This is a genomic window from Pseudomonas sp. BF-RE-21, assembly GCF_019947305.1.
In the GTDB taxonomy this organism is placed as follows: domain Bacteria; phylum Pseudomonadota; class Gammaproteobacteria; order Pseudomonadales; family Pseudomonadaceae; genus Aquipseudomonas; species Aquipseudomonas migulae.
Genome location: NZ_JAGYGF010000008.1, coordinates 101,242 through 128,235 on the forward strand (window position 1 = coordinate 101,242; position 26,994 = coordinate 128,235).

Below are 26,994 nucleotides of genomic sequence, written 5' to 3' on the forward strand. Positions count from 1 at the left end.
AGCACTGCAAAGTGCCGCCTGCGCGCTCAACAGCATAGTTGCATCGGGCGATCACTCGCTCGACAGCAGATCCATGGTGTGTTTATCCATCATTTCCAATGCGCGGCCACCGCCGCGAGCAACGCAGGTCAGCGGGTCTTCGGCAACGATCACCGGCAGACCGGTTTCCTGGGCCAGCAACTTGTCGAGGTCACGCAGCAAGGCGCCACCACCGGTCAGTACCAGGCCACGCTCGGCGATGTCGGAAGCCAGCTCCGGAGGCGATTGCTCCAGTGCGCTTTTAACAGCCTGAACGATAGTAGCCAGGGACTCTTGCAGAGCTTCCAGCACTTCATTGGAGTTCAGGGTGAATGCGCGTGGAACGCCTTCGGCCAGGTTACGGCCGCGAACGTCGACTTCGCGAACTTCGCCGCCCGGGTAGGCAGTACCGATTTCCTGTTTGATGCGCTCGGCGGTGGATTCGCCGATCAGGCTGCCGTAGTTGCGACGCACGTAGGTGATGATCGCTTCGTCGAAGCGGTCGCCGCCAACCCGTACGGATTCGGCGTAAACCACACCGTTCAGGGAGATCAGTGCGATTTCAGTGGTACCACCACCGATATCGACCACCATCGAACCGCGTGCTTCTTCAACCGGCAGGCCGGCACCGATCGCAGCCGCCATCGGCTCTTCGATCAGGAACACTTCACGTGCGCCGGCACCAAGGGCCGACTCACGGATGGCACGACGCTCAACCTGAGTGGATTTGCACGGAACGCAGATCAGCACACGAGGGCTAGGCTGCAGGAAGCTGTTTTCGTGAACCTTGTTGATAAAGTATTGCAGCATCTTTTCGCAGACGCTGAAGTCGGCAATGACGCCATCCTTCATCGGACGAATGGCGGCAATGTTGCCCGGCGTACGGCCGAGCATGCGCTTGGCCTCGGTGCCGACAGCAACGACACTTTTCTGGTTACCGTGTGTCCGAATAGCCACAACCGATGGCTCATTCAGGACGATTCCGCGCTCGCGCACGTAAATAAGGGTGTTGGCAGTGCCCAGGTCAATGGAAAGATCGCTGGAAAACATGCCACGCAGTTTCTTGAACATGGGAAAGGGACCCTAGGCAACGCGTGGGTAAAAAAGTGCGGCAAACTCTAACAACGACAGGGATTTTGGGCAAGGCGCCAATATGTTAAATTGGCCGCTTTTCTGTGCACCAACCCCCACAATCGCGGCCTTATGACCGTAGAAATGCGGTAGTGTTCCGACAATCTAACACACGGATAGCATCCGTTCTGTTTTCCTTCCACTGGAGAATCCCATGACGCTTGAACGCTCCGACGTGGAAAAAATCGCTCATCTGGCCTGTCTGGGCCTCAATGATGCCGATCTTCCACACATCACTTCGGCCCTGAACAGCATTCTGGGACTGGTCGACGAAATGCAGGCGGTCAATACCGACGGTATCGAGCCGCTCGCCCACCCACTGGAAGCCAGCCAGCGCCTGCGTGCAGACGTCGTGACCGAGACCAATCATCGCGAGGCCTATCAGTCCATCGCACCAGCGGTCGAAAACGGCCTGTACCTGGTTCCGAAAGTCATCGACTAAAGGGAAAGAGCCTGCAATGCATCAATTGACTCTGGCCGAGATCGCCCGCGGACTCGCCGATAAAAAGTTTTCTTCCGAAGAGCTGACCAAAGTCCTGCTGGCGCGCATCGCCCAGCTCGATCCACAGCTCAACAGCTTCATCAGCCTCACCGAAGACCTGGCGCTCCAGCAGGCGAAAGCCGCTGACGCACGCCGCGCCAATGGTGAGAGCGGCGCCCTGCTCGGCGCGCCGATCGCCCATAAAGACCTGTTCTGCACCCAGGGCGTGCGCACCAGCTGCGGCTCGAAGATGCTCGACAACTTCAAGGCACCGTACGACGCCACCGTCGTCGCCAAACTGGCAGCCGCCGGTGCAGTGACCCTGGGCAAGACCAACATGGACGAATTCGCCATGGGTTCGGCCAACGAGTCGAGCTACTACGGCGCGGTGAAAAACCCGTGGAACCTGGAACACGTGCCGGGCGGTTCGTCCGGTGGTTCGGCGGCGGCCGTTGCCGCTCGTCTGTTGCCAGCCGCGACCGCCACCGACACCGGCGGCTCGATCCGCCAGCCGGCCGCGTTCACCAACCTCACCGGCCTGAAACCGACCTACGGTCGCGTTTCGCGCTGGGGCATGATCGCTTACGCGTCTAGCCTCGATCAGGGCGGCCCGCTGGCGCGCACTGCCGAAGACTGCGCGATCCTGCTGCAAGGCATGGCCGGTTTCGACAGCAATGACTCCACCAGCATCGACGAGCCCGTGCCGGATTACAGCGCCAGCCTCAACGATTCGCTGAAAGGCCTGCGCATCGGTGTGCCGAAGGAATACTTCAGCGCCGGTCTCGACCCGCGTATCGCCGAGTTGATCCAGAACAGCATCAAGGAGCTGGAAAAGCTCGGTGCCGTGATCAAGGAAATCAGCCTGCCGAACATGCAGCACGCGATTCCTGCGTACTACGTGATCGCCCCGGCAGAAGCGTCTTCCAACCTGTCGCGTTTCGACGGCGTGCGTTTCGGCTATCGCTGCGAAGACCCGAAAAACCTGGAAGATCTGTACAAGCGTTCCCGTGGCGAAGGTTTCGGGGCAGAAGTGCAGCGCCGGATCATGGTCGGCGCCTACGCGCTGTCGGCCGGTTACTACGACGCCTACTACCTGAAGGCGCAGAAGATTCGTCGTTTGGTGAAGAACGACTTCATGGCGGCTTTCAATGAAGTCGACATCATCCTCGGCCCAACCACGCCGAACCCGGCCTGGAAGCTTGGCGCCAAGAGCAGCGACCCGGTCGCTGCCTATCTGGAAGACGTCTACACCATCACCGCCAACCTCGCCGGCCTGCCGGGCTTGTCCATGCCCGCCGGTTTCGTCGATGGCCTGCCGGTCGGCGTGCAACTGCTCGCCCCGTATTTCCAGGAAGGTCGCCTGTTGAACGTTGCCCATCAGTATCAGTTGAACACTGACTGGCACACCCGCACCCCAACCGGCTTCTGAGGAGAAACACATGCAATGGGAAGTCGTGATCGGGCTGGAGATTCATACCCAGCTCACCACCCGGTCGAAAATCTTTTCCGGTAGCTCCACCACTTTCGGTTCCGAGCCGAACACCCAGGCCAGCCTGGTTGACCTCGGCATGCCTGGCGTCTTGCCAGTGCTGAACCAGGAAGCGGTGCGCATGGCCGTGATGTTCGGCCTCGCTATCGATGCCGAGATCGGCCAGCACAACGTGTTCGCCCGTAAAAACTATTTCTACCCGGACCTGCCCAAGGGCTACCAGATCAGCCAGATGGAATTGCCGATTGTCGGCAAGGGCCACCTGGACATCGCCCTTGAAGACGGTACGGTCAAACGCGTTGGCATCACCCGCGCGCACCTGGAAGAAGACGCCGGTAAAAGCCTGCACGAAGAGTTCAACGGTGCCACCGGCATCGACCTGAACCGCGCCGGCACGCCGCTGCTGGAAATCGTTTCCGAGCCGGACATGCGCAGCGCCAAGGAAGCCGTGGCTTACGTCAAGGCTGTCCACGCGCTGGTGCGCTACCTGGGCATCTGCGACGGCAACATGGCCGAAGGTTCGCTGCGTTGCGACTGCAACGTGTCGATCCGTCCGAAAGGCCAGGCTGAGTTCGGCACGCGTTGCGAGATCAAGAACGTCAACTCGTTCCGCTTCATCGAGAAGGCGATCAACACCGAAGTGCAGCGTCAGATCGAACTGATCGAAGACGGCGGCAAGGTGATCCAGCAGACTCGCCTGTACGACCCGAACAAGGACGAAACCCGTCCGATGCGCAGCAAAGAGGAAGCCAACGACTACCGTTACTTCCCCGATCCGGACCTGCTGCCGGTGGTCATCGAGAACTCGTTCCTCGACGATGTGCGCGCCACCCTGCCGGAATTGCCACCGCAGAAACGCGAGCGCTTCCAGGAGCAGTTCGGTCTGTCGGTCTATGACGCCAGCGTCCTGGCCACCAGCCGCGAGCAAGCCGATTACTTCGAGAAAGTCGCGAGCATTGGCGGCGACGCCAAACTGGCGGCCAACTGGGTCATGGTTGAACTGGGCAGCCTGTTGAACAAACAAGGCCTGGACATCGATCAGTCACCGGTTTCGGCCGAGCAACTGGGCGGCATGCTGTTGCGCATCAAGGACAACACCATCTCCGGCAAGATCGCCAAAGTGGTGTTTGAAGCGATGGCCAACGGCGAAGGCAGCGCGGACGAGATCATCGACAAGCGCGGCTTGAAGCAAGTGACCGACACCGGCGCGATCTCGGCGGTGCTGGACGAAATGCTCGCGGCCAACGCCGAGCAAGTCGAACAATACCGCGCGGCAGACGAAGCCAAACGCGGCAAGATGTTCGGCTTCTTCGTCGGCCAGGCCATGAAAGCCTCCAAAGGCAAGGCCAACCCGCAACAGGTCAACGAACTGCTGAAAAGCAAGCTCGAAGGCTGATGAGCATGGAGCCAGATGTTACGCCTGGCTCAAATCCTTGTAGGAGCAAGCTTGCTCGCGATGGTGTGTCAGTCGACATTGATGTAGCTGACACACCATCGCGAGCAGGCTCGCTCCTACAGTTGTTTGTGGGAGCTTTACAATGAAACGTCTACTGGGGGCCTGCGCCCTGTTGTCTTTACTGGCCGGTTGCGCCAGCACCGATGCCGTCGATCCTCACGGTTACGACCAGACAGGCGTGGCGTCCTACTACGGCGCCAAACACCAGGGCAAACGCACCGCCAGCGGTGAACGTTTCGACAAAAATTCCATGACCGCCGCCCACCGCCAACTACCCTTTGGTACGCGGGTGAAGGTCACCAATCTGAAAAACGACAAATCCTGTGTGGTCCGCATCAATGATCGCGGGCCGCACACTCGCGGGCGCCTGATCGACTTGTCTCACGAAGCCGCCGAGCAACTGGGCATGATCAAAAGCGGCACCGCACGGGTTCGCGTGCAAGCCCTCGACTGACTCACGGAGCCCCGACCATTTTCGGACTTGCCGACTTACCCCTGCTCAGCGTGATTGAACTGCTCAGCGGCCTGGTTCTACTGATCGCCGGCGCCGAACTGATGGTGCGCGCCGCCGTGCGCGTGGCTGCGCGGCTGCACGTTCGACCGTTGATCATCGGCCTGACCATCGTCGCCCTCGGCAGCAGCGCACCGCAGATGGCCGTCAGCCTGCAAGCCACGCTGGCGCAGAACGCCGACATCGCCGTCGGCAGCGTGATCGGCAGCAGCATCTTCAACATCCTCGTCACCCTCGGGCTTTCGGCGCTGATCATCCCGCTGCGGGTCTCGCGGCAACTGGTGCGCCTGGATATTCCACTGATGATCGGCGCCAGCCTGCTGGTGTTCGTCCTGGCATGGAATGAAGAACTGACCCGGGTCGACGGCGTCCTGCTATTGGCGGCGCTGATGGTGTATCTGGGCCTGCTGCTGCGCCAGTCGCGGCATTCGGCGCGCCCACAAACGAGCCCGCATGAAGGCCCTGAAGTTCCGTGGTTCAGCAGCCTGCTGATGATCGTCGCGGGCCTGGCGATGCTGATCTACGCCGGGCATTTGCTGCTGGGCGCCGCGGTGTCGGTCGCCACGGACCTGGGGCTGTCGGAACGGATCATCGGCCTGACCATCGTCGCCGTCAGCACCTCCCTGCCGGAGCTCGCCACCTCGTTGATCGCGGCATTGCGTGGCCAGCGCGACATCGCCGTAGGCAACGTGATCGGCAGCAACCTGTTCAACCTGTTGGGCGTGCTGGGCGTTACCGCACTGATCGCGCCGTCGCCGCTGTCGGTCTCGCCAAACGCGCTGGATTTCGACTTGCCGGTGATGCTCGGCGTCGCGGCGCTGTGCCTGCCGGTGTTCTATTCCGGCTACCGGGTGACCCGCGCCGAAGGTCTGCTGTTTTTGGGTTTGTACCTGGCTTACGGTCTGCACGTGGTGTCGTTCACCACCGGCATGCCGCTGGCCGGCAAGCTTGAACACCTGATGCTGTTTTTCGTCCTGCCGGCGCTGTTGGCATTTTTGCTGTTCACGTCGCTGCGCGCCTGGCGTCGCCAACACCACAAGAAGGAATTGCCATGACCGACAATAAAAAAACCGGCGTTGAAGTCCGCCGCCAAGTGATGGGCGACGCGTTCGTCGATCGCGCATTGGGCAATGCCACCGAGTTCACCCAGCCGTTGCAGGATTTCGTCAATGAACACGCCTGGGGCAGTGTGTGGAGTCGCGAAGGGTTGCCGCTGAAAACCCGCAGCCTGATCACCCTCGCCGCGCTGACCGCGTTGAAGTGCCCACAGGAATTGAAAGGCCACGTGCGCGGCGCGCTGAACAATGGCTGCACCGTGGAAGAGATTCGCGAGGCACTGCTGCATTGCGCGGTGTATGCCGGTGTGCCGGCGGCGATCGATGCGTTTCGGGCGGCGCAGGAAGTGATCGATACCTACCAGAAGCCGGAGTAAGCAGGTCCGCCGCTTTCGCGGGCAAGTCGGGTCGCCGCACCGCTCGCTCCTACAGAAGATCACCGAACCTGTAGGAGCGAGGCTTGCCCGCGAATGGATCTAAAGCGCACAGAGAATCTGAAGCTAGATCCACCCACCCCACTGCAACAAAAAGATCCCGATATTGGTGGTCACCGCCGCCATCAGCGTGGTGATCACAATGATCGCCGCCGCCAGCTCATGATTGCCATCGGCCTGACGCGCCATGACAAAACTGGCCGCCGCGGTCGGGCTGCCGAAGTACAGGAACAGAATCCCCAACTCCGCCCCGCGAAAACCCCAGAGCCATGCGCCCAGCGTCGCCAGCACCGGCAGGCCGATCATCTTCACCAGGCTGGAGCTGAGCGCCATGTTGCCGCTTTTGCGCATCGCCGCCAGCGACAGCGTGCCGCCGATGCAGATCAACGCCAAGGGCAACGTGGTTTGCGCCAGGTACTGCCCGGACTTCTCCAGCCAGCCCGGCAAGGCAATATTGAAATACGCGAACGGCGCCGCCGCAAACACGCTGATGATCAGCGGGTTGTTCATCACGCTTTTGCAGATACTCCACGGGTCGGACTTGATCACCGGGCTGTACACCGCCAGCACAATGGTCGACAGCGTGTTGTAAAACAGGATCACCAGTGCCGCGAGAATCGCGCCGAGGGAAATTCCGTAATCGCCGTACATGCTCGCTGCCAGCGCGAGGCCGATAACGCCGTTGTTGCCGCGAAACGCACCCTGGGTGTAAATCCCGCGGTCTTCACGCGGGCACTTCCAGATCGCCCAGCCCCAGGCGATGGCGAAGCTGACCAGCGTGGCAATCGAAAAATAGATCAGCAACGACGGTTGCAGCGCGGCGTGCAAGTCGGCATGCAGGATGCCCAGAAACAGCAACGCCGGCATGGTGACGTTGAACACCAGAGCCGACGCAGTGTGGATGAAATTGTCGTTGATCCAGTTGATGCGCTTGAGCAGCACGCCCAGAAACAGCATGGCAAACACCGGCGCGGTGATGTTCAGGGTTTCGAGGAAGATAGCCAGCATGCCGGGGGTCACCTTGGGTGGGCGTCGTTAGGGGGCTAATGATAAGCCACCCAGGGCGTTGGCGTCTGGTGGAAAGCCTTCGCGGGCAAGCCTCGCTCCTACAGGTTCGGTGATCTTCTGTAGGAGCGAGGCTTGCCCGCGAAGAACGATGACGCGGTCTTACGTGATAGGCGCCGGGTTGAACAGGGTAATGTCGTTATGCAGCTTGTGCCGCTCCGACCACGTCTGTTTCTTCCCGCTGGCCACATCCAGGTAGTAGTGAAACAACTCCCAGCCGAGATCCTCGATCGACGCGCGTCCGGTCGCAATCCGCCCGGCATCGATGTCGATCAGGTCCGGCCAGCGCTGCGCCAGTTCGGTCCGGGTCGACACCTTCACCACCGGCGCCATCGCCAGGCCATACGGCGTGCCACGCCCGGTGGTGAACACGTGCAGGTTCATCCCGGCCGCCAGTTGCAACGTCCCGCAGACAAAATCGCTGGCCGGGGTCGCACAGAAAATCAGGCCTTTGCGCTTGAAGCGCTCGCCAGGGCCCAGCACGCCGTTGATCGCGCTGCTGCCGGATTTGACGATCGACCCAAGGGATTTCTCGACAATGTTCGACAACCCGCCCTTCTTGTTGCCCGGCGTGGTGTTGGCGCTGCGATCCGCTTCGCCCTTGGCCAGGTAACGGTCGTACCAGTCCATTTCCCGCACCAGTTCCTGAGCGACTTCCTCGGTTTCGGCGCGGGACGTCAGCAGGTAAATCGCGTCGCGCACTTCGGTGACTTCGGAAAACATCACCGTCGCACCAGCGCGCAGCAACAGGTCAGAGGCGTAACCCAGCGCCGGGTTGGCGGTGATGCCGGAGAACGCATCGCTGCCACCACACTGCATGCCGAGAATCAGTTCGGACGCCGGCACGGTTTCCCGGCGACGTTGATCGAGCTTCTTCAAACGGGTCTCGGCCAGGGCCATGATCTGCTCGATCATTTCGGTGAAACCGTGACTCGAATCCTGCAAGCGATACAGCCACGGATCGCTCAAATCCACCGAGCTGTCGTTCTCGTGCATCACCTGCCCGGCCTGCAATTTCTCGCAGCCCAGGCTGATCACCAGCGCTTCGCCGCCCAGGTTCGGGTTGCGCGCCAGGTTACGCACGGTGCGGATCGGGATGTACGCATCCGTCGCGGTGATTGCCACGCCGCAGCCGTAGCTGTGAGTCAACGCGACCACGTCATCGACGTTCGGGTACTTGGGCAGCAACTCGTCCTTGATGCGCTTGACCGCATGATCCAGAACGCCGGTGACACACTGCACCGTGGTGGTAATCCCGAGAATGTTGCGCGTGCCGACGGTCCCGTCGGCGTTGCGATAACCCTCGAACGTAAAGCCTTCCAGCGGTGCCTGCGCCGCCGGCACCTCGGTGGACAGCGGCAAGCTGTCCAGCGGTGGCGCGGTGGGCATGCGCAGTTGATCTTCCTTGACCCAACTGCCGCGCGGAATCGGCTGCAACGCGTAGCCAATGGTCTGGCCGTAACGAATCACCTGGCCGCCCTCGGGAATGTCCTCGAGGGTGACCTTGTGGCTCTGCGGCACGAAGTCCACGGTGACCAGGCCATCGGGAAACTCGGTGCCCGCCGGCACGCCCTGATCGTTGACCACGATCACGACGTTGTCTCGCTCGTGCAGACGGATGTAGCGCGGCGAGTCGGAATGTTCAATCAACTGCATGACGCCGCTCCTCAGGAATGCGCTTGTGACAATTTGTTGTTTGTTTCAGGGCCGCTGACCGGTGGCTCTTTAAGCACCACACGTTTGATCGGGCCAACGATCACCAGGTAGCTGAACACTGCAACCAGTGCGTTGCAACCGACAAACACCAGCGCCCACTTGAACGAACCGGTGGAGCTGATGATGTAGCCGATGACGATCGGCGTGGTAATCGACGCGATGTTGCCGAAGGTGTTGAACAGGCCACCGCTGAGACCGGCGATCTGTTTTGGCGAGGTGTCGGACACCACGGCCCAACCCAGTGCACCCACGCCTTTGCCGAAGAATGCCAAGGCCATGAAGCCCACGACCATCCATTCAACATCGACATAGTTGCAAGCCACGATGCTGCTGGAGACCAGCAGGCCCGCGATGATCGGCGCCTTGCGAGCGAAGGTCAGTGAATGGCCCTTGCGCAGCAGGTAGTCGGAAATCACCCCGCCGAGCACACCACCGATGAAGCCGCAGATCGCCGGCAACGAGGCGATGAAACCGGCCTTGAGGATGGTCATGCCGCGTTCTTGCACCAGGTACACCGGGAACCAGGTCAGGAAGAAGTAGGTGATGCCGTTGATGCAGTATTGGCCCAGGTACACGCCGAGCATCATGCGGTTGGTCAGCAACTGGCGGATGTAATCCCACTTCGGACCGTCGCTTTTTTTGCCTTTGCCTTTGTCCTGGTCCATATCGACCATGCCGCCGTTGTCGGCGATGTGTTTGAACTCGGCGTCGTTGATCATCGGGTGCTGGCGCGGGCTGTAGATCACCTTCAGCCAGATGCCCGAGAAGATGATGCCGATCACGCCCATCACGATGAACACGTGCTGCCAGCCGAAGCTGTAGACGATCCAGCCCATCAGCGGCGCGAACAACACGGTGGCAAAGTATTGCGCCGAGTTGAAGATCGCCGAGGCGGTGCCGCGTTCAGCGGTCGGGAACCAGGCGGCCACGATGCGTGCGTTACCGGGGAAGGACGGCGCTTCGGCCAGGCCCACCAGGAAGCGCAGCATGAACAGCGCAACCACTGCCGTGGACATGCCGAACTCGCCGACATAGCCCTGCAGCACGGTGAACAATGACCAGGTGAAAATGCTCAGCGCGTAGATTTTTTTCGAGCCGAAACGGTCCAGCAGCCAGCCACCGGGAATTTGCCCGGCCACGTAGGCCCAACCGAATGCGGAGAAGATGTAACCGAGGGTGACCGCGTCGATGCCGAGGTCTTTTTGCAGGCTGGAGCCGGCGATTGCGATGGTTGCCCGGTCGGCGTAGTTGATCGTGGTCACCAGAAAAAGCATGAGCAAAATCAAATAGCGGACGTGGGTCGGCTTGGTCGCTTGCATGTAGATGTACTCCCACTGATTATTTTTATGCGGGTAATAACGGTTTTGTTTTTTGTGGGAGCTGGCCTGCCAGCGATGCGGACACTTCGGTATGTCAGTCACACCGCGGTGATGCCATCGCTGGCAGGCCAGCTCCCACAGGTATTGCGTGAATCAGGAACCGATGTAGGAGGTCTTCACAACCGTGTAGAACTCTTGCGCGTAGCGACCTTGCTCGCGGGAACCATAGGATGAACCTTTACGCCCACCGAATGGAACGTGGTAATCCACGCCCGCCGTCGGCAGGTTGACCATCACCATCCCGGCCTGGGAGTGGCGTTTGAAGTGGTTGGCGTACTTCAGCGACGTGGTGGCGATGCCCGCCGACAGACCGAATTCGGTGTCGTTGGCCATGGCCAGTGCAGCGTCGTAATCCGCCACGCGAACGATGTTGGCCACCGGGCCGAAGATCTCTTCGCGGCTGATACGCATCGCAGCTTCGCTGTCGGCAAACAGCGTAGGCGCGAGGTAGTAGCCTTCGGTGTCGCAGGTCACCAGACCGCCGCCGCTGACCAGACGTGCACCTTCGGACTGGCCGATGTCGATGTACTTCATGTCCTGTTCAAGCTGAGCTTGCGAGACCACCGGACCGATGTCGGTGCCGGTTTTCAGCGCGTGGCCAACCTTGATCGACTTCATGCGCTCGGCCATGGCTTCGACGAACTTGTCGTGGATGCCGGCAGTGACGATGAAGCGGCTGGAAGCGGTGCAACGCTGGCCGGTGGAGTAGAACGCGCTCTGTACCGACAGTTCGACCGCTTGCTTGAGGTCGGCGTCGTCGAGAATGATCTGCGGGTTCTTGCCACCCATTTCCAGCTGAACCTTGGCCTGGCGCGACACGCAGCTGACGGCGATCTGACGACCGACACCGACGGAACCGGTGAAGCTGATGCCATCGACTTTCGGGCTCTGAACCATTGCATCGCCAACCACGCGACCGCTGCCCATCACCAGGTTGAACACGCCGGCCGGGAAGCCTGCGCGGGAGATGATTTCAGCCAGCGCCCAGGCGCACCCCGGCACCAGATCCGCCGGTTTCAGCACGACGCAGTTGCCGTAGGCCAGGGCCGGGGCGATTTTCCACGCAGGGATGGCGATCGGGAAGTTCCACGGGGTGATCAGGCCAACCACGCCCAAGGCTTCGCGAGTGACTTCGACATTGACGCCCGGACGTACCGACGGCAAGTAGTCGCCGGACAGACGCAGGGTTTCACCGGCGAAGAACTTGAAGATGTTACCGGCGCGGGTCACTTCGCCGATGGCTTCAGGCAGGGTCTTGCCCTCTTCCCGAGCCAGCAAGGTGCCGAGCTCTTCGCGGCGAGCGAGGATTTCAGTACCGACTTTATCCAGCGAGTCGTGGCGGGCTTGAATGCCCGAGGTCGACCAGGCCGGGAACGCAGCGCGAGCGGCGTCGATGGCGGCGTGGACCTGGGCCAGATCAGCCTTGGCGTATTCACCGATGGTGTCGGTCAGTTCGGACGGGTTGATGTTGGCGCAGTATTCACTGCCGGCAACCCATTCACCGTTGATGTAGTTATCGAAACGCTTTGTATCAGCCACAACAATCTCCTCACGCAAAAGGCCGCTGATTGCTCAGCGGCCTTGTTTAATCGGGTGTGTTACTGCGCACCTTGCTTGTCGATCAGCGCGGCGAGCATTTCGTACTCTTCGCCGGTCAGATCGGTCAGCGGCGCACGCACAGGACCTGCGTCATAGCCGGCAATTTTCGCACCCGCCTTGACGATGCTCACCGCATAACCGGATTTGCGGTTACGGATGTCCAGGTACGGCAGGAAGAAGTCGTCGATGATCTTGCCGACGGTGGCGTGATCTTCGCGAGCGATGGCGTGGTAGAAATCCATCGCGGTTTTCGGGATGAAGTTGAACACCGCCGAGGAGTAAACCGGTACGCCCAAGGCCTTGTAGGCAGCGGCGTAGACTTCGGCGGTCGGCAAACCACCCAGGTAGCTGAAGCGATCGCCGAGGCGACGACGGATCGACACCATCAACTCGATATCGCCCAGGCCATCCTTGTAGCCGATCAGGTTCGGGCAGCGCTCAGCCAGGCGTTCCAGCAGCGGCGCGGTCAGGCGGCAGACGTTACGGTTGTAAACCACCACGCCGATCTTCACCGATTTGCACACGGCTTCAACGTGGGCGGCAACGCCGTCCTGGCTGGCTTCGGTCAGGTAGTGCGGCAACAGCAACAGGCCTTTGGCGCCCAGACGCTCGGCTTCCTGTGCGTATTCGATGGCTTGACGGGTCGAACCGCCCACGCCGGCCAGAATCGGCACGCTGGTTTCGCAGGTGTCGACGGCGGTCTTGATGATTTCCGAATATTCGCTGGCCGCCAGGGAGAAGAACTCACCGGTGCCGCCTGCGGCGAACAAAGCCGAGGCGCCGTATGGGGCCAGCCATTCGAGACGCTTGATGTAGCCCGCGCGATTGAAGTCGCCCTGAGCATTGAAATCGGTAACCGGGAAAGACAACAGACCGGAAGAGAGGATGGACTTCAGTTCTTGTGGATTCATTATTCGAACACCCTGGGTAGCAACGTTTGTTTATGTGTGTGTGTGTGTGTGAGAAAACCGTTCAGCCTGCGCCGAAGTTGTAGGTCATCGTACAACTTAAAAAACAACCGTCAACTGCATTTCATCGCCGCACCCAAAATTTATGCGTCGGAAAAGTATTTTCTTGACGTAGGAAAGATCTCCTCTATGCTCTGAACAACTGTATATGCATACAGTTATTTTGAAACATACCGACGACATATCAAGGAGATAGAAATGTCAGGTCTACACACAAAAACTCAGGAAAAACCAAAACAGGTCATTGCCGGTCTGGATGATCTGTTCACCGAGAACGGCATCGCCATTACGGGCAATGACCATCTGGTCCTGCGCCTCGACGAGCACCAAACCGACACCCAACAGCCATCCGCCCCTGCATCCGGCAACGCCTTGAAAGGCAAGCCACAGCTGAGGTTCGAGGGTGGTGAACACACCGCCATCGGCGACAACACGCTGCTGCGTTTCGCCAAGGATGCACCGGCGATAACGGCCTCGCAGGTCGAGTTGCATTTGCCTAACGGCCTGGCTCTGACGTATGGGCAGGTTGTTGCACTGGGCGGTGACTTCTATGGAATCCCGGACAAACCGGTCAGCGAAGGCGCAACCGCCGCCGACCGGATCCAGCGCTTTAACGAGGCCTTCAATTCCCTGGCAGTGCTGCCGGCGTCAAATGCCGAAGCGAAGCTGATCCTCGGCGTCATGCAGAAGGAAATCGCCGCGGTTAAACAGGCGATAAAGGACGGCAAACAGCCCCACGAGGCGTATGACGCATTGGGTGATACGTTGTCGGAAGAGTGGAACAAGATCACCGGCGGCGGCAGTTTCGTCTCGGCCCTGTATCCATTGGGCCGCTACCTGAAACTGGCCGCCAACAACGCTGACCACTTCGCCGAGTGGGCACTGTTGGCCTACATCGCCGGGCATACGGCGGCATTGCAACAAGCGGTGGTCGCCCACAACAGTGGCGATGACGCGTCGCTGGAACTGGCTTACGCGATGAACGCTTTCGCCGATCACTACCTGACCGACCTGTTTTCCGCCGGCCACCTGCGGGTGCCGCGCAAACAGTTGGCAGCGGTGGTCACGCCGAGTGACCTGGGCTCGTTGATTACCCGCTTCATGCACGACGAAGACAGCAAGTTCGGCCTCAATGTGCGCAACGGTGACGGCGTTCAATGGCACGCTTATGGCGACAAGCGCTACTTCGATGCAATCGACAGCGCCAATCGCGCCCAGGTCAATCTAGCGGTCCAGGTGTCGGCGGATGAAATTTTCGCGACGTACCTCAGCGGCATCGCTCCGTCGCCCGGCAGTTTCGCGGCATTGAAAAAACTGCCTGATCTGCAAGCGGTACTGAACCCGACGGGCAATTTCTCGCCGCTGTTCAAGGTCGAGGGCAACAAGGTGTTGCGGCGCAAGGACGTCAATAACCTGAATGACACCGCCACCGTCGATGACTGGTGGGGCTGGAGCACTTACCTGCTGCTCAAGGACTACAACCCGACTGGCAACGTGGCCTGATAAGGAGATCGATGATGACTATCAAACTGAAACTGGAATTGGCTTCGGGCGATTCGCTGAAGGGTGCGCCGCTGGAATTGCTGGCTGATGGCAAGGCCATTGCCAAAGCGGTGGTGGGTAAGCATGGGGAAGTGGTGTTCGATGCCAAGCCCGGTGCAGGTCGGTTGGCGGTGAGGGTGGATCGTTCGATTCTTCGTACTGGCTGACGCTGTGGTGTAACGGCCGCAGGACTCATCGCCAGCAAGCCGGCTCCTACAGGATTGTCGTCGTACACAAAATTTGCGTACGACACAGTTCCTGTAGGAGCCGGCTTGCCGGCGATGGTGGTCTCTCGGACAACCCGTAACCCGGGTTGAAATATTAACCCCGCTGCGCCTCAGCCTCTTCATGCGCATGACGCAACCGCTCGCGGCTGTTCGTCAGATGCAAGCGCATCGCCGCCCGCGCCGCATCGGAATCCTGGCGTGCAATCGCATCGTAAATCTCTTCGTGCTCACGGCTCAGGCGACTCATGTAGTGCTGTTGGTCGTCATGGGCCAGGCGCGCAGAGTTGAGGCGCGTACGCGGAATGATGCTGGTGCCCAGATGGGTCATGATGTCGGTGAAGTAGCGGTTGCCGGTCGACAGCGCGATTTGCAGGTGGAACTGGAAGTCCGAGGCCACGGCATCGCTGGCGTGGGCCGCGCTTTCGTTCAAGGCGTCCAGGGCGGCGCGCATCAACGCCAACTGCTCAGGGCTGCGACGTTGCGCAGCAAGCCCCGCGGATTCCACTTCGAGGCTGATACGCAGCTCCAGAATCGCCAGCACATCACGCAGCGTCACCACCGTCGCCGGGTCGATACGGAAACCGCTCGGGCTCGGTGTATCGAGCACGAAGGTGCCGATGCCGTGGCGGGTTTCCACCTGCCCGGCCGCCTGCAAACGGGAAATCGCCTCGCGCACCACGGTGCGGCTGACGCCATGGGCATCCATGATCGCCGACTCGGTGGGCAATTTGTCGCCGCGCTTGAGGTGACCATCGCGGATCTGCTCGGACAGCACCGTCACCAATTCCTGTGCGAGGCTGCGGCGCTTGCGAGGGAGGCGTGGTGCGTCGATCGGGTTTTCCATGGTGAACGTCTGTCTCGAAAAATTCGGCTGAAACCGCATCATAGCTCAACGCGGTTGTACGATCACCATCACCCCTTTGTAGGAGCGAGCGGTGCGGCGATCCGACTTGCCCGCGAAGGCCGTTACGCGGATTGTAATTAAGACCGCGTCATCGTTCTTCGCGGGCAAGCCTCGCTCCTACAGGGGCGGGGGTGCTCAGGCGGTTACGGTCTGGTCCACCAGATGGCCGTTGTCGATGCGCACATGCCGTGGATGGAAGCGTTTCAGGCTGCTGCGATGTCCGACGCTGACGATGCTGAGCCCCGGAATCTCATCGATCAACGCCTGATACAGCGAAGCTTCATCCTCTTCATCCATCGCCGAAGTCGCTTCGTCCATGTACAGCCATTGCGGCGCATAAAGCAGCGCACGGGCAAAGGCCAGACGTTGCTGTTCGCCCGGCGAAAGCATGCGTTGCCAGTGATTCGCTTCATCCAGGCGCGAAACCAGGTGCGGCAAACGACAGGTTTCCAGCACGTGAACGTAGCGTTCCTGCGGATAGGTCTCGCCAGGCTGTGGATAACTCAACACCTCGCGCAGCGTGCCAATCGGCAGATAAGGCTTTTGCGGCAGGAACAAATAGCGCGCCGCCGGCAGACGAATGCTGCCATGGCCTGTTGGCCACAAATGCCCCATCGCTCGCAGCAACGTGGACTTGCCGCTGCCGGAACGGCCGCTGAGCATCACGCGCTCGCCCTCCTCCACGGTCATGTCGGCATTGGTCAGCAGATGCCGACCGTCCGCCAGATCGAGGCCCAGGTTGTGAATCTTCAACCCATTACCCTGATTCTGTACGTCGATGGCCGGCGCGCGCTCTTCGTTGTCGGTCATGGCCTGACGGAAACTCAGCAGACGATCACAAGTGGCACGCCATGAGGCGAGGTTCTGGTACGCACTGATAAACCAGCTGAAACTCTCCTGCACATTGCCGAACGCCGAACTGATTTGCATCAGATCACCGAGTTCGATCTTGCCAGCGAAATAACGTGGGGCGGCGACCATGAACGGAAAGATGATGGCGGCCTGTTGGTAACCTGCGGTAAAGAACGTCAGACGCTTGGACACCTTCATGATGTCCCAGAAGTTGTGCCAGACCAGCCCGAAGCGGTGGCTCAAGCGACGATTCTCATTGGGTTCGCCGTTGTACAGCGCAATGGTCTCGGCATTTTCGCGAACCCGTACCATGGAGAAACGCAGGTCGGCTTCAAAGCGTTGTTGTTGGTTGTTCAGGCCGATCAGGCGACGACCGATCAGATGCGTCAGCCAGCTACCGATCACGGCATACACCAGCACACACCAGAACATGTAGCCGGGGATGGTGAAACCGAACACTTCGATACTGCCCGACACGCCCCACAGAATGATCGAGAACGACACCAGGCTGACAATGTTGCGCAGCAAACCGATGCCCAACTCCAGGGTATTGGAGGTGAAGTTGTTGAGGTCTTCGGAAATCCGCTGGTCCGGGTTATCGGTGTAACCGCCCTGCTCCAGCTGGTAGTAATTCTTGTTGCCGAGCCAGCGGGCGAAATGCTTTTCCGTGAGCCAGGCACGCCAGCGAATGGTCAGCATCTGCGTCAGATAGAGCCGGTAAACGGCACCGATGATCGCCACCGCCGCAATCCCGCAGAAATACAGAATCAGCTGCCAGAACGCGGCTTCGTCCTTCTTCTGCAGAGCGTTGTAGAAGTCCTTGTACCAGGTGTTGAACCACACCGAGAGCCCCACGCTGATCAACGACAACGCAATCACCGCGATCAGTAGTGTCCAGGCCTTGACCTTCTCTTCGCTTTGCCAATAAGGCGTGATCATCGCCCAGACTTTGCGAAAAAACTGCCCGCGCACGGCATCGTTGACCGCGGAATATTCAGCGTTCTGATTCATGGAAAAGGCTCGATAAAGAAAAGAACACGCACGAACCGATCATAGATGATCGGCTCGGTTTGTCGCGAGGCGCGGCCGGCATTTGTTCAGCGCAGGTTCAGCGACGAACGGGACGCTTTTGCAGTTTGCGCTGCAGCGTACGGCGGTGCATGCCCAAGGCACGGGCAGTGGCGGAGATGTTGCCTTCGTGTTCGGTCAACACGCGCTGGATGTGTTCCCATTGCAAGCGGTCCACCGACATCGGGTTTTCCGGCACCAGGGAGTCGAGGTCGGCGTGCTCGGAGAGCAGCGCAGCAAGGACATCATCGGCATCCGCCGGTTTGCACAGGTAGTTGCAGGCACCGCGCTTGATCGCTTCGACAGCGGTGGCAATGCTCGAGTAACCGGTGAGGATCACCACGCGCATCTCCGGGTCGAGTTCGAGCAGTTTTGGCAGCAACACCAGGCCGGAATCGCCGTCCATTTTCAGGTCCAGCGCGGCGTAATCCGGGATATCGGCCTGGGCGATGGTCAGGCCTTCTTCGGCGGAGCCGGCGGTGCTGACGCGAAAACCACGGCGAGCCATGGCGCGCGCCATCACGCGGGTGAACGTGGCGTCGTCATCTACCAGCAGCAAATGCGGCAGTTCTTCGCCTTCGACTTGGATCTCTTCACTCATGTTCGTCTCCTCGGGCGACACGGGGCAGGCGCAGCTCGGTGAGCGTACCGCCTTCCTCATGACTGTAGAGTTTCACTGAGCCGCCGGCGCGTGTCACGCTGGCCTTGCTCAAAAACAGGCCCAGGCCGAAACCTTTGCCCTTGGTGGTAAAAAACGGTTTGCCGATCTGTTCGGCAATGGCCAGCGGCACACCGGCGCCGTGGTCGCGAATGCTGATGGTCAAGTCCTCGGCATTCCAGTCCAGCGTCACTTGCAGCCCTTCGGGGCATGCATCAGCGGCGTTGTTCAACAAATTCAGCAGCGCCTGGGTCAGGTCCGGAGGCGGCGCCATGCGTGGCACGGTGCCTTGGCCCAGGCGCTGGAAGCGGTAACTGGCTTCCGGGCGCATCAAGTGCCAGCGGTTCAGCGCTTCGTCGAGCCAATCCGTGACGTCCTGCATCTCCACCGCCAAGCGGCGATTGGCCTCGGCGGCGCGCACCAGTTGCTGCAAGGTTTCTTTGCAGAGTTTGACCTGATCCTGCAGCACGCTGAGGTCGTCCTGCAACATCGGATCGTGATGGTCCCGGCGCATTTCCTTGAGCAGCACGCTCATGGTCGCCAGCGGCGTGCCCAGCTCATGGGCGGCACCGGCGGCTTCGGTCGCGACGGCCAGCAATTGCTGATCACGCAGGCCTTCTTCGCGACGGATGGCCCGTAGCTCCTCCTGCCGGCGCAGCTCTTCGGCCATGCGCGCGGCGAAGAAGGTAATCACCGCAGCAGCCAGGGCGAAGCTCAGCCACATCCCGTAGACCTGCAGGTTTTCCCGGGCAATCGGGAAGGTTTGCAGCGGATAGAAACCCGCCAGCAACAAGGTGTACATCGCCAGGGCGATGCCCGACAGAATCACCGAATAACGCCATGGCAGCGTCACAGCAGCGATGGTCAGCGGCACCAGGTAATAAGAGACGAAGGGGTTGGTCGAGCCGCCGGAGAAATACAGCAAGGCGCTGTGGATAAACAGGTCGCAGGCCAGTTGCACGGCGTATTCGAGCTCAGTGACGGGCCAGGAGGTGCGCAGTCGAATGGCCGTGAACGCGCACAGCAACATCGAGCAACCGAGGGTCGCTGCCAATTGGAACCAAGGCAGCGGCAGCAAGTCGAGCCAGTAGGCCAGGCCCACGGAACCGGCCTGAGCGGCCAACACCAATGTGCGGATGAACGTCAGCCGCCAGAGATTCTGACGAGTTGCGGAAGTGATTTGAACGGGGGCGAGCATGAGCTCTCCTGATGAGCGCTCCAGGCAGATCGCACGGAGTATAACCAAGCACGGGGGCTGACAGGCAAAAGTGCGGCAAACGGCCACATGGCAGGAATGTCAGCCGCGTCTATAAGGCCGCCTTCGCGGGCAAGTCGGATCGCCGCCCGCTCGCTCGCTCCTACAGGAAAATGCATTCTGGCGTAGGAGCGAGGCTTGCCCGCGAAGGCCGCGACGCGGTCAACCATCTGTATAGAAGTTGTAACTGTGCGAACCGGATCATTAAAGCTAGAGTCTGATGGTTTCACGCAGGCTCGGACCTAACCCCTGCGCATCGTCCAAGGAGTTTTCATGCACACTTTCCGCCGCAGCGCCGCCCTTCTCGCCCTCAGCGTTGGCACCGTCGCCAGCCTCCCGGCCATGGCCGCCGACGAGCTGCATTACAACCAGATTTCCCTGCGCGCCGAAGTCAGTCAGGAAGTTGCCCGCGACCTGATGATCGTGACCCTCTACACCGAAGAACAAAACACCGACCCGGCCAAACTCGCGGCCGACGTCAGCACCACCATGAACAAAGCGCTGGCCCAGGCCAAGCAAGTCAAAGACATCACCCTGCGCCAGGGCAGCCGCAACAGCTACCCGATCTACGACACCAAGGGCCAGAAAATCACTGGCTGGCGCGAGCGCGCCGAACTGCGCCTGGAAAGCTCCGACTTCGCCGCCCTGTCGAAACTGACCGGCGAACTGCTCACCGACCTGAAAATGGGCGGCATGGACTTCGCCATCGCCACGCCAACCCGCAAGGCCAGCGAAGACGCCCTGCTCAAAGACGCCGTGACCGCCTTCAAGGCCCGAGCACAACTGGCCACCGACGCGCTGGGCGGCAAGGGTTACAAAATCGTCAACCTCAACCTGAACAGCAACGGTTATCCACAACCGTACATGCGTGGGCCGATGATGATGAAAGCGGCCAGCATGGATGCCGCACCGGTTACGCCGGAAGTTGAAGCGGGCACCAGCCAGGTCAGCATGACGGCGGATGGGTCGATTGAAGTATTGATGCCTTGATTCGATAACCCGTACACAGAAACGGCGATCACCGGAGTGATCGCCGTTTTTTTATGGTCCGGCAAAATCGACGCCCCCCGATCCTGTAGGAGCCGGCTTGCTGGCGAAAAATTCCGGATTTTGCGGCGCTGTTTCGGACGCCATCGCCAGCAAGCCGGCTCCTACAAAAGTTCGGGTACATCCGCGAAATCGGGTCGGCTGGAAGGCCGCCATCGCCGGCAAGCCGGCTCCTACAAAAGCAGGTCGGCGTACACCCGCTTCTCACCACTCATCAGGCCGAGCGTTAGCTCGCCTGCAGCTTTTGATTTTGATCTGCCCGCCCCTTCGGGAGGCCGAGTGGAGGTTCTGCGCAGTGGGCAGCCCGGCATGGATGCCGGGCTAGCCGCCCCCGGCCATGGATGGCCGATGGCGGCGGGCCCACGGAGCAGGACCGGAGCGAGGGAACGCCGAGCCTTAGCGAGGGGCCGGACGCCGGGGCGAGACCTTTTGGTTCCTTTTGGGGCGTTTGCCAAAAGGGACTCGCCGTAAGGGCGAAACCATAAGTGGCCGTTACCACAGGAATGGATATGTACACCCGGAAGAAAATGGTCGGCTACCAGGCCGCCATCGCCAGCAAGCCGGCTCCTACATTTTGAACGTGCACACATCCGGAAAACAGCCTGAATATACCGAGATAGAGGGGTCCCCCTCACAAACGGATATTTCCGCCCACCCCGTCTACGACGCTACCCTGAGGAAAACACAGCGACCCAAACCCCCGGGGACTCCATGGAAAGAACCACCGTCAAACCACTCCTGCTCGCCCTAGCCCTCGCAACAACCGCCCCATTCGCACAAGCCGCCACCACCCTGGTCTACTGCTCCGAAGCCAGCCCCGCCGGCTTCGACCCCAGCCAATACACCAGCGGCACCGACTTCGACGCCTCCGCCGAAACCGTCTTCAACCGCCTCACCCAATTCAAACGCGGCGGCACCGAAGTCGAACCCGGGCTAGCGACAAACTGGGACGTGTCAAAAGACGGCCTCACCTACACCTTCCACCTGCGCGACGGCGTGAAATTCCACACCACCGACTACTTCACCCCGACCCGCGACTTCAACGCCGACGACGTGCTGTTCACCTTCCAGCGCCTGCTCGACCCGGAGAATGCGTTCCGCAAGGCCTATCCCGCCGAGTCCCCGTACTTCACCGACATGGACCTGAACAAAACGATCAAGAGCGTCGACAAAATCGACGAGCACACCGTGCGCTTCAGCCTGAACAACATCGACGCCGCCTTCATCCAGAACCTGGCGATGAGTTTCGCTTCGGTGCAATCCGCCGAGTACGGCGCGCAATTGTTAAAGGAAGGCAAAGCGGCCGACATCAACCAGAAACCCGTCGGCACCGGCCCGTTCGTGTTCAAGCGTTATCAAAAGGACTCGCAGATCCGCTACGTCGCCAACAAGGCGTACTGGAAACCCGAGGACGTGAAAATCGACAACCTGGTGTTCTCGATCACCCCGGACGCCGCCGTGCGCTTGCAAAAACTCAAGGCCGGCGAGTGCCAGGTCAGCGGTTACCCGCGCCCGGCCGACATCGAGGTGATGGAGAAAGACCCGAACCTGCGCGTGCTCAAGCAGGCCGGGTTCAACCTCGGCTTCCTGGCCTACAACGTGACACACCCGCCGCTGGACCAGCTCAAGGTACGCCAGGCCCTGGACATGGCGATCGACAAACCGGCGATCATCAAGGCGGTCTACCAGAGTGCCGGGCAACTGGCGCAAAACGCCTTGCCTCCCGCGCAATGGTCGTATGACCCGAGTATCAAGGACGCTTCCTACGACCCGACAAAAGCCCGGGCGCTACTGAAAGAAGCAGGGGTTGCACCCGGTACCACCATTAATTTGTGGGCCATGACCGTGCAACGTGCCTCCAACCCCAATGCGCGGATGTCGGCACAGATGATCCAGCAGGATTGGGAGAAGGTCGGCATCAAGGCCAACATCGTCAGCTATGAATGGGGCGAGTACATCAAGCGCGCCAAGAACGGCGAACACGACGCGATGATCTACGGCTGGACCGGCGACAACGGCGACCCCGACAACTGGCTCGGCGTGCTCTACAGCTGCGCGGCCGTGAAGGGCAGCAACTACGCCAAGTGGTGCGACCCGGCCTACGACAAACTCGTCCAGCAAGCCAAGGTGTCCACGGACAAACAGCAGCGGGTGAAACTGTATCAACAGGCCCAACAAATCCTTAAGCAACAGGTGCCTATCACGCCGATCGCCAACTCGACGGTGTTCCAGCCGCTGCGCAAGGAAGTCACCGACTTCAAGATCAGCCCGTTCGGCCTCACACCCTTCTATGGTGTGGGTATAAATAAGTAACACCGCGCGCCAACCGGGTGCGCCCAGCGCCCCGGTTGCCCTTCGTCAGTGCGTGGTTTGCACCGAAAAAAATACACGCAAACGGTCAAATGCGCGTCAATTTATACATATGCGACATTAAGGTACGTTCGTGCCACTGTTTAAGGCTTGTGGCCATTCAACATCTTGCATTGGGTATGGCCCCTGCATAAGTATCCGCAGGCACGACTCACGAGGTCGTCCTCAAATTCAAAAATGACAACAAATCATGAGGCCACCATGCTTAAACACGCGGTCATTCCGTTTTTAGTCGGCGCCAGCTTGTTAGCTGCCGCACCTTTCGCCCAAGCGGCGACTAACCTGGTGTTCTGCTCCGAAGGGAGCCCGGCCGGTTTTGATCCTGGTCAGTACACCACCGGAACCGACTTCGACGCCTCTGCCGAAACCATGTTCAACCGTCTGACTCAGTTCGAGCGCGGCGGCACCGCCGTTATTCCTGGTCTGGCGACCAAGTGGGACATCTCCGATGATGGCCTGACTTACACCTTCCACCTGCGTGAAGGCGTCAAGTTCCACACTACCCCGTACTTCAAGCCGACTCGCGAGTTCAACGCCGACGACGTGCTGTTCACCTTTAATCGCATGATTAACAAGGATGATCCGTTCCGTAAGGCGTACCCGACCGAATTCCCGTACTTCACCGACATGGGGATGGACACCAACATCACCAAGATCGATAAAGTCGACGACCACACCGTCAAGTTCACCCTCAAAGAAGTAGATGCCGCGTTCATCCAGAACATGGCCATGAGCTTCGCCTCGGTGCAGTCCGCCGAGTACGCAGCCCAGCTGCTCAAGGAAGGCAAAGCCGCCGACATCAACCAGAAGCCGGTCGGCACTGGTCCGTTCGTGTTCAAGAGCTACCAGAAAGACTCCAACATCCGCTACACCGGGAACAAGGACTACTGGAAGCCTGACGACGTCAAGATCGACAACCTGATCTTCGCCATCACCACCGACCCTTCGGTGCGTATCCAGAAGCTGAAAAAGGGCGAGTGCCAGATCACTCTGTTCCCGCGTCCGGCCGACCTGAAGGCGCTGAAAGAAGACAAAACCCTGAAGGTGCCTGACCAGGCTGGTTTCAACCTGGGTTACATCGCCTACAACGTGATGGACAAGATCAAGGGTGACGACAAGCCGAACCCGATGGCCCAACTGAAAGTGCGTCAGGCACTGGACATGGCCGTCAACAAACAACAGATCATCGACTCGGTTTACCAGGGTGCAGGTCAAAAGGCCGTCAACGCCATGCCGCCGACCCAGTGGTCTTACGACACCACCATCGTGGATGCTCCGTACAACCCTGAGAAAGCCAAGGAGCTGCTCAAGGAAGCCGGTGTGAAGGAAGGCACCGAAATCGTTCTATGGGCAATGCCGGTGCAGCGTCCGTACAACCCGAACGCCAAGCTGATGGCAGAAATGCTGCAGTCCGACTGGGCGAAGATCGGTATCAAGGCCAAAATCCAGAGCTACGAATGGGGCGAGTACATCAAGCGCTCCAAAGGCGGCGAAAACGGCGCGATGCTGATTGGCTGGAGCGGCGACAACGGTGACCCGGACAACTGGCTGAACGTGCTGTTCGGCTGCGACTCGCTGCAAGGCAACAACTTCTCCAAGTGGTGCGACAAGAAGTTCGACGGCATCGTCAAAGAAGCCAAGCGCACGACCGACCAGGGCAAGCGCACCGAACTGTACAAGCAGGCGCAACACGTCCTCAAAGACGCTGTTCCAATGACACCTATCGCTCACTCGACGGTGTTCCAACCCATGCGCAACGAAGTGCAGGATTTCAAGATCAGCCCATTCGGCTTGAACTCCTTCTACGGCGTTAGCGTCAGCAAATAAGATTTGGCAACGGCGACGTTTTTGACGTCGCCGTTGCTTTTTCTACCGAGAAAGCAGGAAACAACCTACATCCTATTCCGCTGAGCATTACAGCTGCGGCGTCGGACGCGTTGCCCTTTCCTACGAGTCTTTAGGACTCTACGCATTTACTGCCAGACTCGCGGCTCTTACCGTCGGGTTCTGACCAGTGCACGCGTGGGCTCTCGGTTATTGCTGCACGTCATGGCTTGAGATCAATGACGCCTCCACGTCCCCGGACGGGACGGCGGCGCATTGAAAACACTTAGCGAAAGAGAGAAGGGAGCGTCATGCGCCATACCTTGGTTTTATCCGCATTGCTGGGCACCGGCCTGCTGGCCGCCACTTCCATCAGCCAGGCCGCCAACAACAGCCTGGTGTTCTGCTCCGAAGGCAGCCCGGCTGGCTTCGACACCGCGCAGTACACGACCGCGACCGATAACGACGCCGCCGAGCCGTTGTACAACCGATTGGCAGAATTCGAAAAAGGCGCCACCAACGTCGTACCAGGCCTTGCAAAGAGCTGGGATATTTCCGAAGACGGCCTCAAGTACACCTTTCACCTGCGCGAAGGGGTGAAATTTCATACGACCAAGTACTTCACGCCGAGCCGTGATTTCAACGCCGATGACGTGCTGTTCACCTTCAATCGCATGCTCGATCCGCAGCAACCTTTCCGTAAGGCTTATCCAACCGAGTTCCCGTATTTCAACGGGATGAGCCTGAACAAGAACATCGCCAAGGTCGAAAAGACCGGGCCGCTGACCGTGGTCATGACGCTCAACAGCGTGGACGCCGCGTTCATCCAGAACATCGCCATGAGCTTCGCTGCCATCCTGTCCGCCGAATACGCCGACAAGCTGCTGGCCGAAGGCAAGCCGAGCGACATCAACCAGAAGCCGATCGGCACCGGGCCGTTCGTGTTCAAGAGCTACCAGAAAGACTCCAACATCCGTTACAGCGGCAACAAGCAGTACTGGGACCCGAGCCGGGTCAAGCTCGACAACCTGATTTTCGCCATCAACACCGACGCCTCGGTGCGGGTGCAGAAACTCAAGGCCAACGAGTGCCAGATCACCCTGCACCCTCGTCCTGCCGATGTCGAAGCGCTGAAGAACGACGCGAATCTCAAGCTCATCGAAAAGCCTGGCTTCAACCTCGGTTACATCGCCTACAACGTGCGCCACAAGCCATTCGACCAGCTCGAAGTGCGCCAGGCGCTGGACATGGCGGTGAACAAGCAAAGCATTCTCAACGCCGTTTACCAAGGCGCCGGTCAACTGGCGCAAAACGCCATGCCGCCGACCCAATGGTCCTACGACGAGACCATTAAAGACGCCGCCTACAACCCGGAAAAAGCCAAGGAACTGCTCAAGGCTGCCGGCGTGAAAGAAGGCACCGAAATTACCCTGTGGGCGATGCCGGTTCAGCGTCCCTACAACCCCAACGCCAAGTTGATGGCCGAGATGCTCCAGGCTGACTGGGCGAAGATCGGTCTCAAAGTGAAGATCGTCAGCTACGAATGGGGCGAGTACATCAAGCGCACCAAGAATGGCGAGCACGACGTCAGCCTGATTGGCTGGACCGGTGACAATGGGGACCCGGACAACTGGCTCGGCACGCTTTACAGCTGCGACGCCATTGGCGGCAACAACTACTCCCAATGGTGTGATCCGGCTTACGACAAGCTGATCAAGCAGGCCAAGGTCGTCACCGACCGTGACCAGCGCACCGTGCTTTACAAACAGGCTCAGCAGTTGCTCAAGCAGCAAGTGCCGATCACACCTGTCGCTCACTCGACGGTCAACCAGCCGTTAAGCGCCAAAGTCGAAGGATTCAAGGTGAGTCCTTTCGGCCGCAACGTGTTCTCGGGCGTCAGTATCGACAAATAACCGATTAGCCAAAAAACGCTGGGGGCGGATTC

22 protein-coding genes are annotated in these 26,994 nt (G+C 59.8%); 12 read left to right on the top strand and 10 right to left on the bottom strand.

The genetic code is table 11. From position 1 onward, the window contains the following. Window positions 1–51: 51 nt before the first annotated feature. Window positions 52–1,089: a rod shape-determining protein MreB gene (gene mreB, locus KGB25_RS08740; protein WP_002555108.1), complete on the bottom strand. Its 1,038-nt coding sequence runs from the start codon at window positions 1,087–1,089 to the stop codon at window positions 52–54. Window positions 1,090–1,303: 214 nt separating this feature from the next. On the opposite strand from mreB, the gene gatC reads away from it, so the two are divergent. From gatC to KGB25_RS08770, 6 genes are all read left to right on the top strand, one after another. Continuing rightward, window positions 1,304–1,591, top strand: coding sequence for an Asp-tRNA(Asn)/Glu-tRNA(Gln) amidotransferase subunit GatC (gene gatC / locus KGB25_RS08745; RefSeq protein WP_008026876.1), 288 nt, complete (start codon window positions 1,304–1,306; stop codon window positions 1,589–1,591). A 16-nt stretch (window positions 1,592–1,607) separates the two neighbouring features. After that, on the top strand, window positions 1,608–3,059 hold the full coding sequence (gene gatA, locus KGB25_RS08750) for an Asp-tRNA(Asn)/Glu-tRNA(Gln) amidotransferase subunit GatA (RefSeq protein WP_008026874.1): 1,452 nt from the start codon (window positions 1,608–1,610) through the stop codon (window positions 3,057–3,059). 10 nt (window positions 3,060–3,069) lie between these two features. Continuing rightward, window positions 3,070–4,515: an Asp-tRNA(Asn)/Glu-tRNA(Gln) amidotransferase subunit GatB gene (gene gatB / locus KGB25_RS08755; RefSeq protein WP_008026871.1), complete on the top strand. Its 1,446-nt coding sequence runs from the start codon at window positions 3,070–3,072 to the stop codon at window positions 4,513–4,515. Between the two features lie 142 nt (window positions 4,516–4,657). Then, complete coding sequence (locus KGB25_RS08760; RefSeq protein ID WP_008026869.1) at window positions 4,658–5,029, top strand: septal ring lytic transglycosylase RlpA family protein; 372 nt, start codon at window positions 4,658–4,660, stop codon at window positions 5,027–5,029. A gap of 50 nt (window positions 5,030–5,079) precedes the next feature. Then, a complete protein-coding gene (locus KGB25_RS08765; RefSeq protein ID WP_008037426.1) occupies window positions 5,080–6,141 on the top strand; it encodes a calcium/sodium antiporter in 1,062 nt (353 codons plus the stop codon). Further along, entirely contained in the window at window positions 6,138–6,518 is a 381-nt protein-coding gene (locus tag KGB25_RS08770) for a carboxymuconolactone decarboxylase family protein (RefSeq protein ID WP_008037429.1), read from the top strand. Before KGB25_RS08765 ends, KGB25_RS08770 begins: the two co-directional genes overlap by 4 nt. 123 nt (window positions 6,519–6,641) lie before the next feature. Here the strand turns inward: KGB25_RS08770 and KGB25_RS08775 are convergent, their stop codons facing one another. The 5 genes from KGB25_RS08775 to kdgD all read right to left on the bottom strand — a co-directional run bounded on the left by KGB25_RS08775 (window position 6,642) and on the right by kdgD (window position 13,245). Continuing rightward, window positions 6,642–7,583 (bottom strand): AEC family transporter, encoded by a 942-nt coding sequence (locus KGB25_RS08775; RefSeq protein WP_008026863.1) that lies wholly within the window; start codon window positions 7,581–7,583, stop codon window positions 6,642–6,644. A 159-nt stretch (window positions 7,584–7,742) separates the two neighbouring features. Further along, complete coding sequence (garD, locus tag KGB25_RS08780) at window positions 7,743–9,296, bottom strand: galactarate dehydratase (protein WP_008037432.1); 1,554 nt, start codon at window positions 9,294–9,296, stop codon at window positions 7,743–7,745. Between the two features lie 11 nt (window positions 9,297–9,307). Beyond that, a complete protein-coding gene (locus tag KGB25_RS08785) occupies window positions 9,308–10,768 on the bottom strand; it encodes an MFS transporter (protein ID WP_192227815.1) in 1,461 nt (486 codons plus the stop codon). Window positions 10,769–10,828: 60 nt separating this feature from the next. Beyond that, window positions 10,829–12,274, bottom strand: coding sequence for an aldehyde dehydrogenase family protein (locus KGB25_RS08790; RefSeq protein ID WP_008026857.1), 1,446 nt, complete (start codon window positions 12,272–12,274; stop codon window positions 10,829–10,831). A gap of 59 nt (window positions 12,275–12,333) precedes the next feature. After that, window positions 12,334–13,245, bottom strand: a complete 912-nt coding sequence (kdgD, locus tag KGB25_RS08795; RefSeq protein ID WP_008026855.1) for a 5-dehydro-4-deoxyglucarate dehydratase — start codon at window positions 13,243–13,245, stop codon at window positions 12,334–12,336. A gap of 255 nt (window positions 13,246–13,500) precedes the next feature. Between kdgD and KGB25_RS08800 the strand changes: the two genes are divergently transcribed. Together KGB25_RS08800 and KGB25_RS08805 are read left to right on the top strand one after the other, a co-directional pair. Further along, on the top strand, window positions 13,501–14,805 hold the full coding sequence (locus tag KGB25_RS08800) for a phospholipase (RefSeq protein ID WP_223434786.1): 1,305 nt from the start codon (window positions 13,501–13,503) through the stop codon (window positions 14,803–14,805). Between the two features lie 14 nt (window positions 14,806–14,819). Continuing rightward, a complete protein-coding gene (locus tag KGB25_RS08805) occupies window positions 14,820–15,011 on the top strand; it encodes a hypothetical protein (RefSeq protein ID WP_223434787.1) in 192 nt (63 codons plus the stop codon). A gap of 154 nt (window positions 15,012–15,165) precedes the next feature. Here KGB25_RS08805 and KGB25_RS08810 read toward each other — a convergent pair whose 3' ends face one another. The 4 genes from KGB25_RS08810 to KGB25_RS08825 all read right to left on the bottom strand — a co-directional run bounded on the left by KGB25_RS08810 (window position 15,166) and on the right by KGB25_RS08825 (window position 19,751). Then, window positions 15,166–15,915: a FadR/GntR family transcriptional regulator gene (locus KGB25_RS08810; RefSeq protein ID WP_031318393.1), complete on the bottom strand. Its 750-nt coding sequence runs from the start codon at window positions 15,913–15,915 to the stop codon at window positions 15,166–15,168. 195 nt (window positions 15,916–16,110) lie between these two features. After that, entirely contained in the window at window positions 16,111–17,838 is a 1,728-nt protein-coding gene (locus tag KGB25_RS08815) for an ABC transporter ATP-binding protein/permease (RefSeq protein ID WP_008037437.1), read from the bottom strand. 97 nt (window positions 17,839–17,935) lie between these two features. Continuing rightward, window positions 17,936–18,496: a response regulator transcription factor gene (locus KGB25_RS08820; protein ID WP_008026845.1), complete on the bottom strand. Its 561-nt coding sequence runs from the start codon at window positions 18,494–18,496 to the stop codon at window positions 17,936–17,938. Then, a complete protein-coding gene (locus KGB25_RS08825; protein WP_008037438.1) occupies window positions 18,489–19,751 on the bottom strand; it encodes an ATP-binding protein in 1,263 nt (420 codons plus the stop codon). Before KGB25_RS08825 ends, KGB25_RS08820 begins: the two co-directional genes overlap by 8 nt. A gap of 330 nt (window positions 19,752–20,081) precedes the next feature. Between KGB25_RS08825 and KGB25_RS08830 the strand changes: the two genes are divergently transcribed. The 4 genes from KGB25_RS08830 to KGB25_RS08845 all read left to right on the top strand — a co-directional run bounded on the left by KGB25_RS08830 (window position 20,082) and on the right by KGB25_RS08845 (window position 26,962). Continuing rightward, complete coding sequence (locus KGB25_RS08830) at window positions 20,082–20,798, top strand: SIMPL domain-containing protein (protein ID WP_008037440.1); 717 nt, start codon at window positions 20,082–20,084, stop codon at window positions 20,796–20,798. 768 nt (window positions 20,799–21,566) lie between these two features. Beyond that, the gene (locus KGB25_RS08835; protein ID WP_223434788.1) at window positions 21,567–23,168 is read left to right on the top strand and encodes an ABC transporter substrate-binding protein; all 1,602 of its coding nucleotides are present in this window, start codon (window positions 21,567–21,569) and stop codon (window positions 23,166–23,168) included. A 258-nt stretch (window positions 23,169–23,426) separates the two neighbouring features. Continuing rightward, on the top strand, window positions 23,427–25,052 hold the full coding sequence (locus KGB25_RS08840; RefSeq protein WP_008036270.1) for an ABC transporter substrate-binding protein: 1,626 nt from the start codon (window positions 23,427–23,429) through the stop codon (window positions 25,050–25,052). A gap of 308 nt (window positions 25,053–25,360) precedes the next feature. Further along, window positions 25,361–26,962: an ABC transporter substrate-binding protein gene (locus KGB25_RS08845; protein WP_008024394.1), complete on the top strand. Its 1,602-nt coding sequence runs from the start codon at window positions 25,361–25,363 to the stop codon at window positions 26,960–26,962. Window positions 26,963–26,994: the final 32 nt, after the last annotated feature.

Coding starts and splice junctions, on each gene's coding strand:
- mreB (WP_002555108.1), bottom strand. CDS start 1,089: ATGTTCAAGAAACTGCGTGGCATGTTTTCCAGCGATCTTTCCATTGAC.
- gatC (WP_008026876.1), top strand. CDS start 1,304: ATGACGCTTGAACGCTCCGACGTGGAAAAAATCGCTCATCTGGCCTGT.
- gatA (WP_008026874.1), top strand. CDS start 1,608: ATGCATCAATTGACTCTGGCCGAGATCGCCCGCGGACTCGCCGATAAA.
- gatB (WP_008026871.1), top strand. CDS start 3,070: ATGCAATGGGAAGTCGTGATCGGGCTGGAGATTCATACCCAGCTCACC.
- KGB25_RS08760 (WP_008026869.1), top strand. CDS start 4,658: ATGAAACGTCTACTGGGGGCCTGCGCCCTGTTGTCTTTACTGGCCGGT.
- KGB25_RS08770 (WP_008037429.1), top strand. CDS start 6,138: ATGACCGACAATAAAAAAACCGGCGTTGAAGTCCGCCGCCAAGTGATG.
- KGB25_RS08775 (WP_008026863.1), bottom strand. CDS start 7,583: ATGCTGGCTATCTTCCTCGAAACCCTGAACATCACCGCGCCGGTGTTT.
- garD (WP_008037432.1), bottom strand. CDS start 9,296: ATGCAGTTGATTGAACATTCCGACTCGCCGCGCTACATCCGTCTGCAC.
- kdgD (WP_008026855.1), bottom strand. CDS start 13,245: ATGAATCCACAAGAACTGAAGTCCATCCTCTCTTCCGGTCTGTTGTCT.
- KGB25_RS08800 (WP_223434786.1), top strand. CDS start 13,501: ATGTCAGGTCTACACACAAAAACTCAGGAAAAACCAAAACAGGTCATT.
- KGB25_RS08805 (WP_223434787.1), top strand. CDS start 14,820: ATGACTATCAAACTGAAACTGGAATTGGCTTCGGGCGATTCGCTGAAG.
- KGB25_RS08810 (WP_031318393.1), bottom strand. CDS start 15,915: ATGGAAAACCCGATCGACGCACCACGCCTCCCTCGCAAGCGCCGCAGC.
- KGB25_RS08815 (WP_008037437.1), bottom strand. CDS start 17,838: ATGAATCAGAACGCTGAATATTCCGCGGTCAACGATGCCGTGCGCGGG.
- KGB25_RS08820 (WP_008026845.1), bottom strand. CDS start 18,496: ATGAGTGAAGAGATCCAAGTCGAAGGCGAAGAACTGCCGCATTTGCTG.
- KGB25_RS08825 (WP_008037438.1), bottom strand. CDS start 19,751: ATGCTCGCCCCCGTTCAAATCACTTCCGCAACTCGTCAGAATCTCTGG.
- KGB25_RS08830 (WP_008037440.1), top strand. CDS start 20,082: ATGCACACTTTCCGCCGCAGCGCCGCCCTTCTCGCCCTCAGCGTTGGC.
- KGB25_RS08835 (WP_223434788.1), top strand. CDS start 21,567: ATGGAAAGAACCACCGTCAAACCACTCCTGCTCGCCCTAGCCCTCGCA.
- KGB25_RS08840 (WP_008036270.1), top strand. CDS start 23,427: ATGCTTAAACACGCGGTCATTCCGTTTTTAGTCGGCGCCAGCTTGTTA.
- KGB25_RS08845 (WP_008024394.1), top strand. CDS start 25,361: ATGCGCCATACCTTGGTTTTATCCGCATTGCTGGGCACCGGCCTGCTG.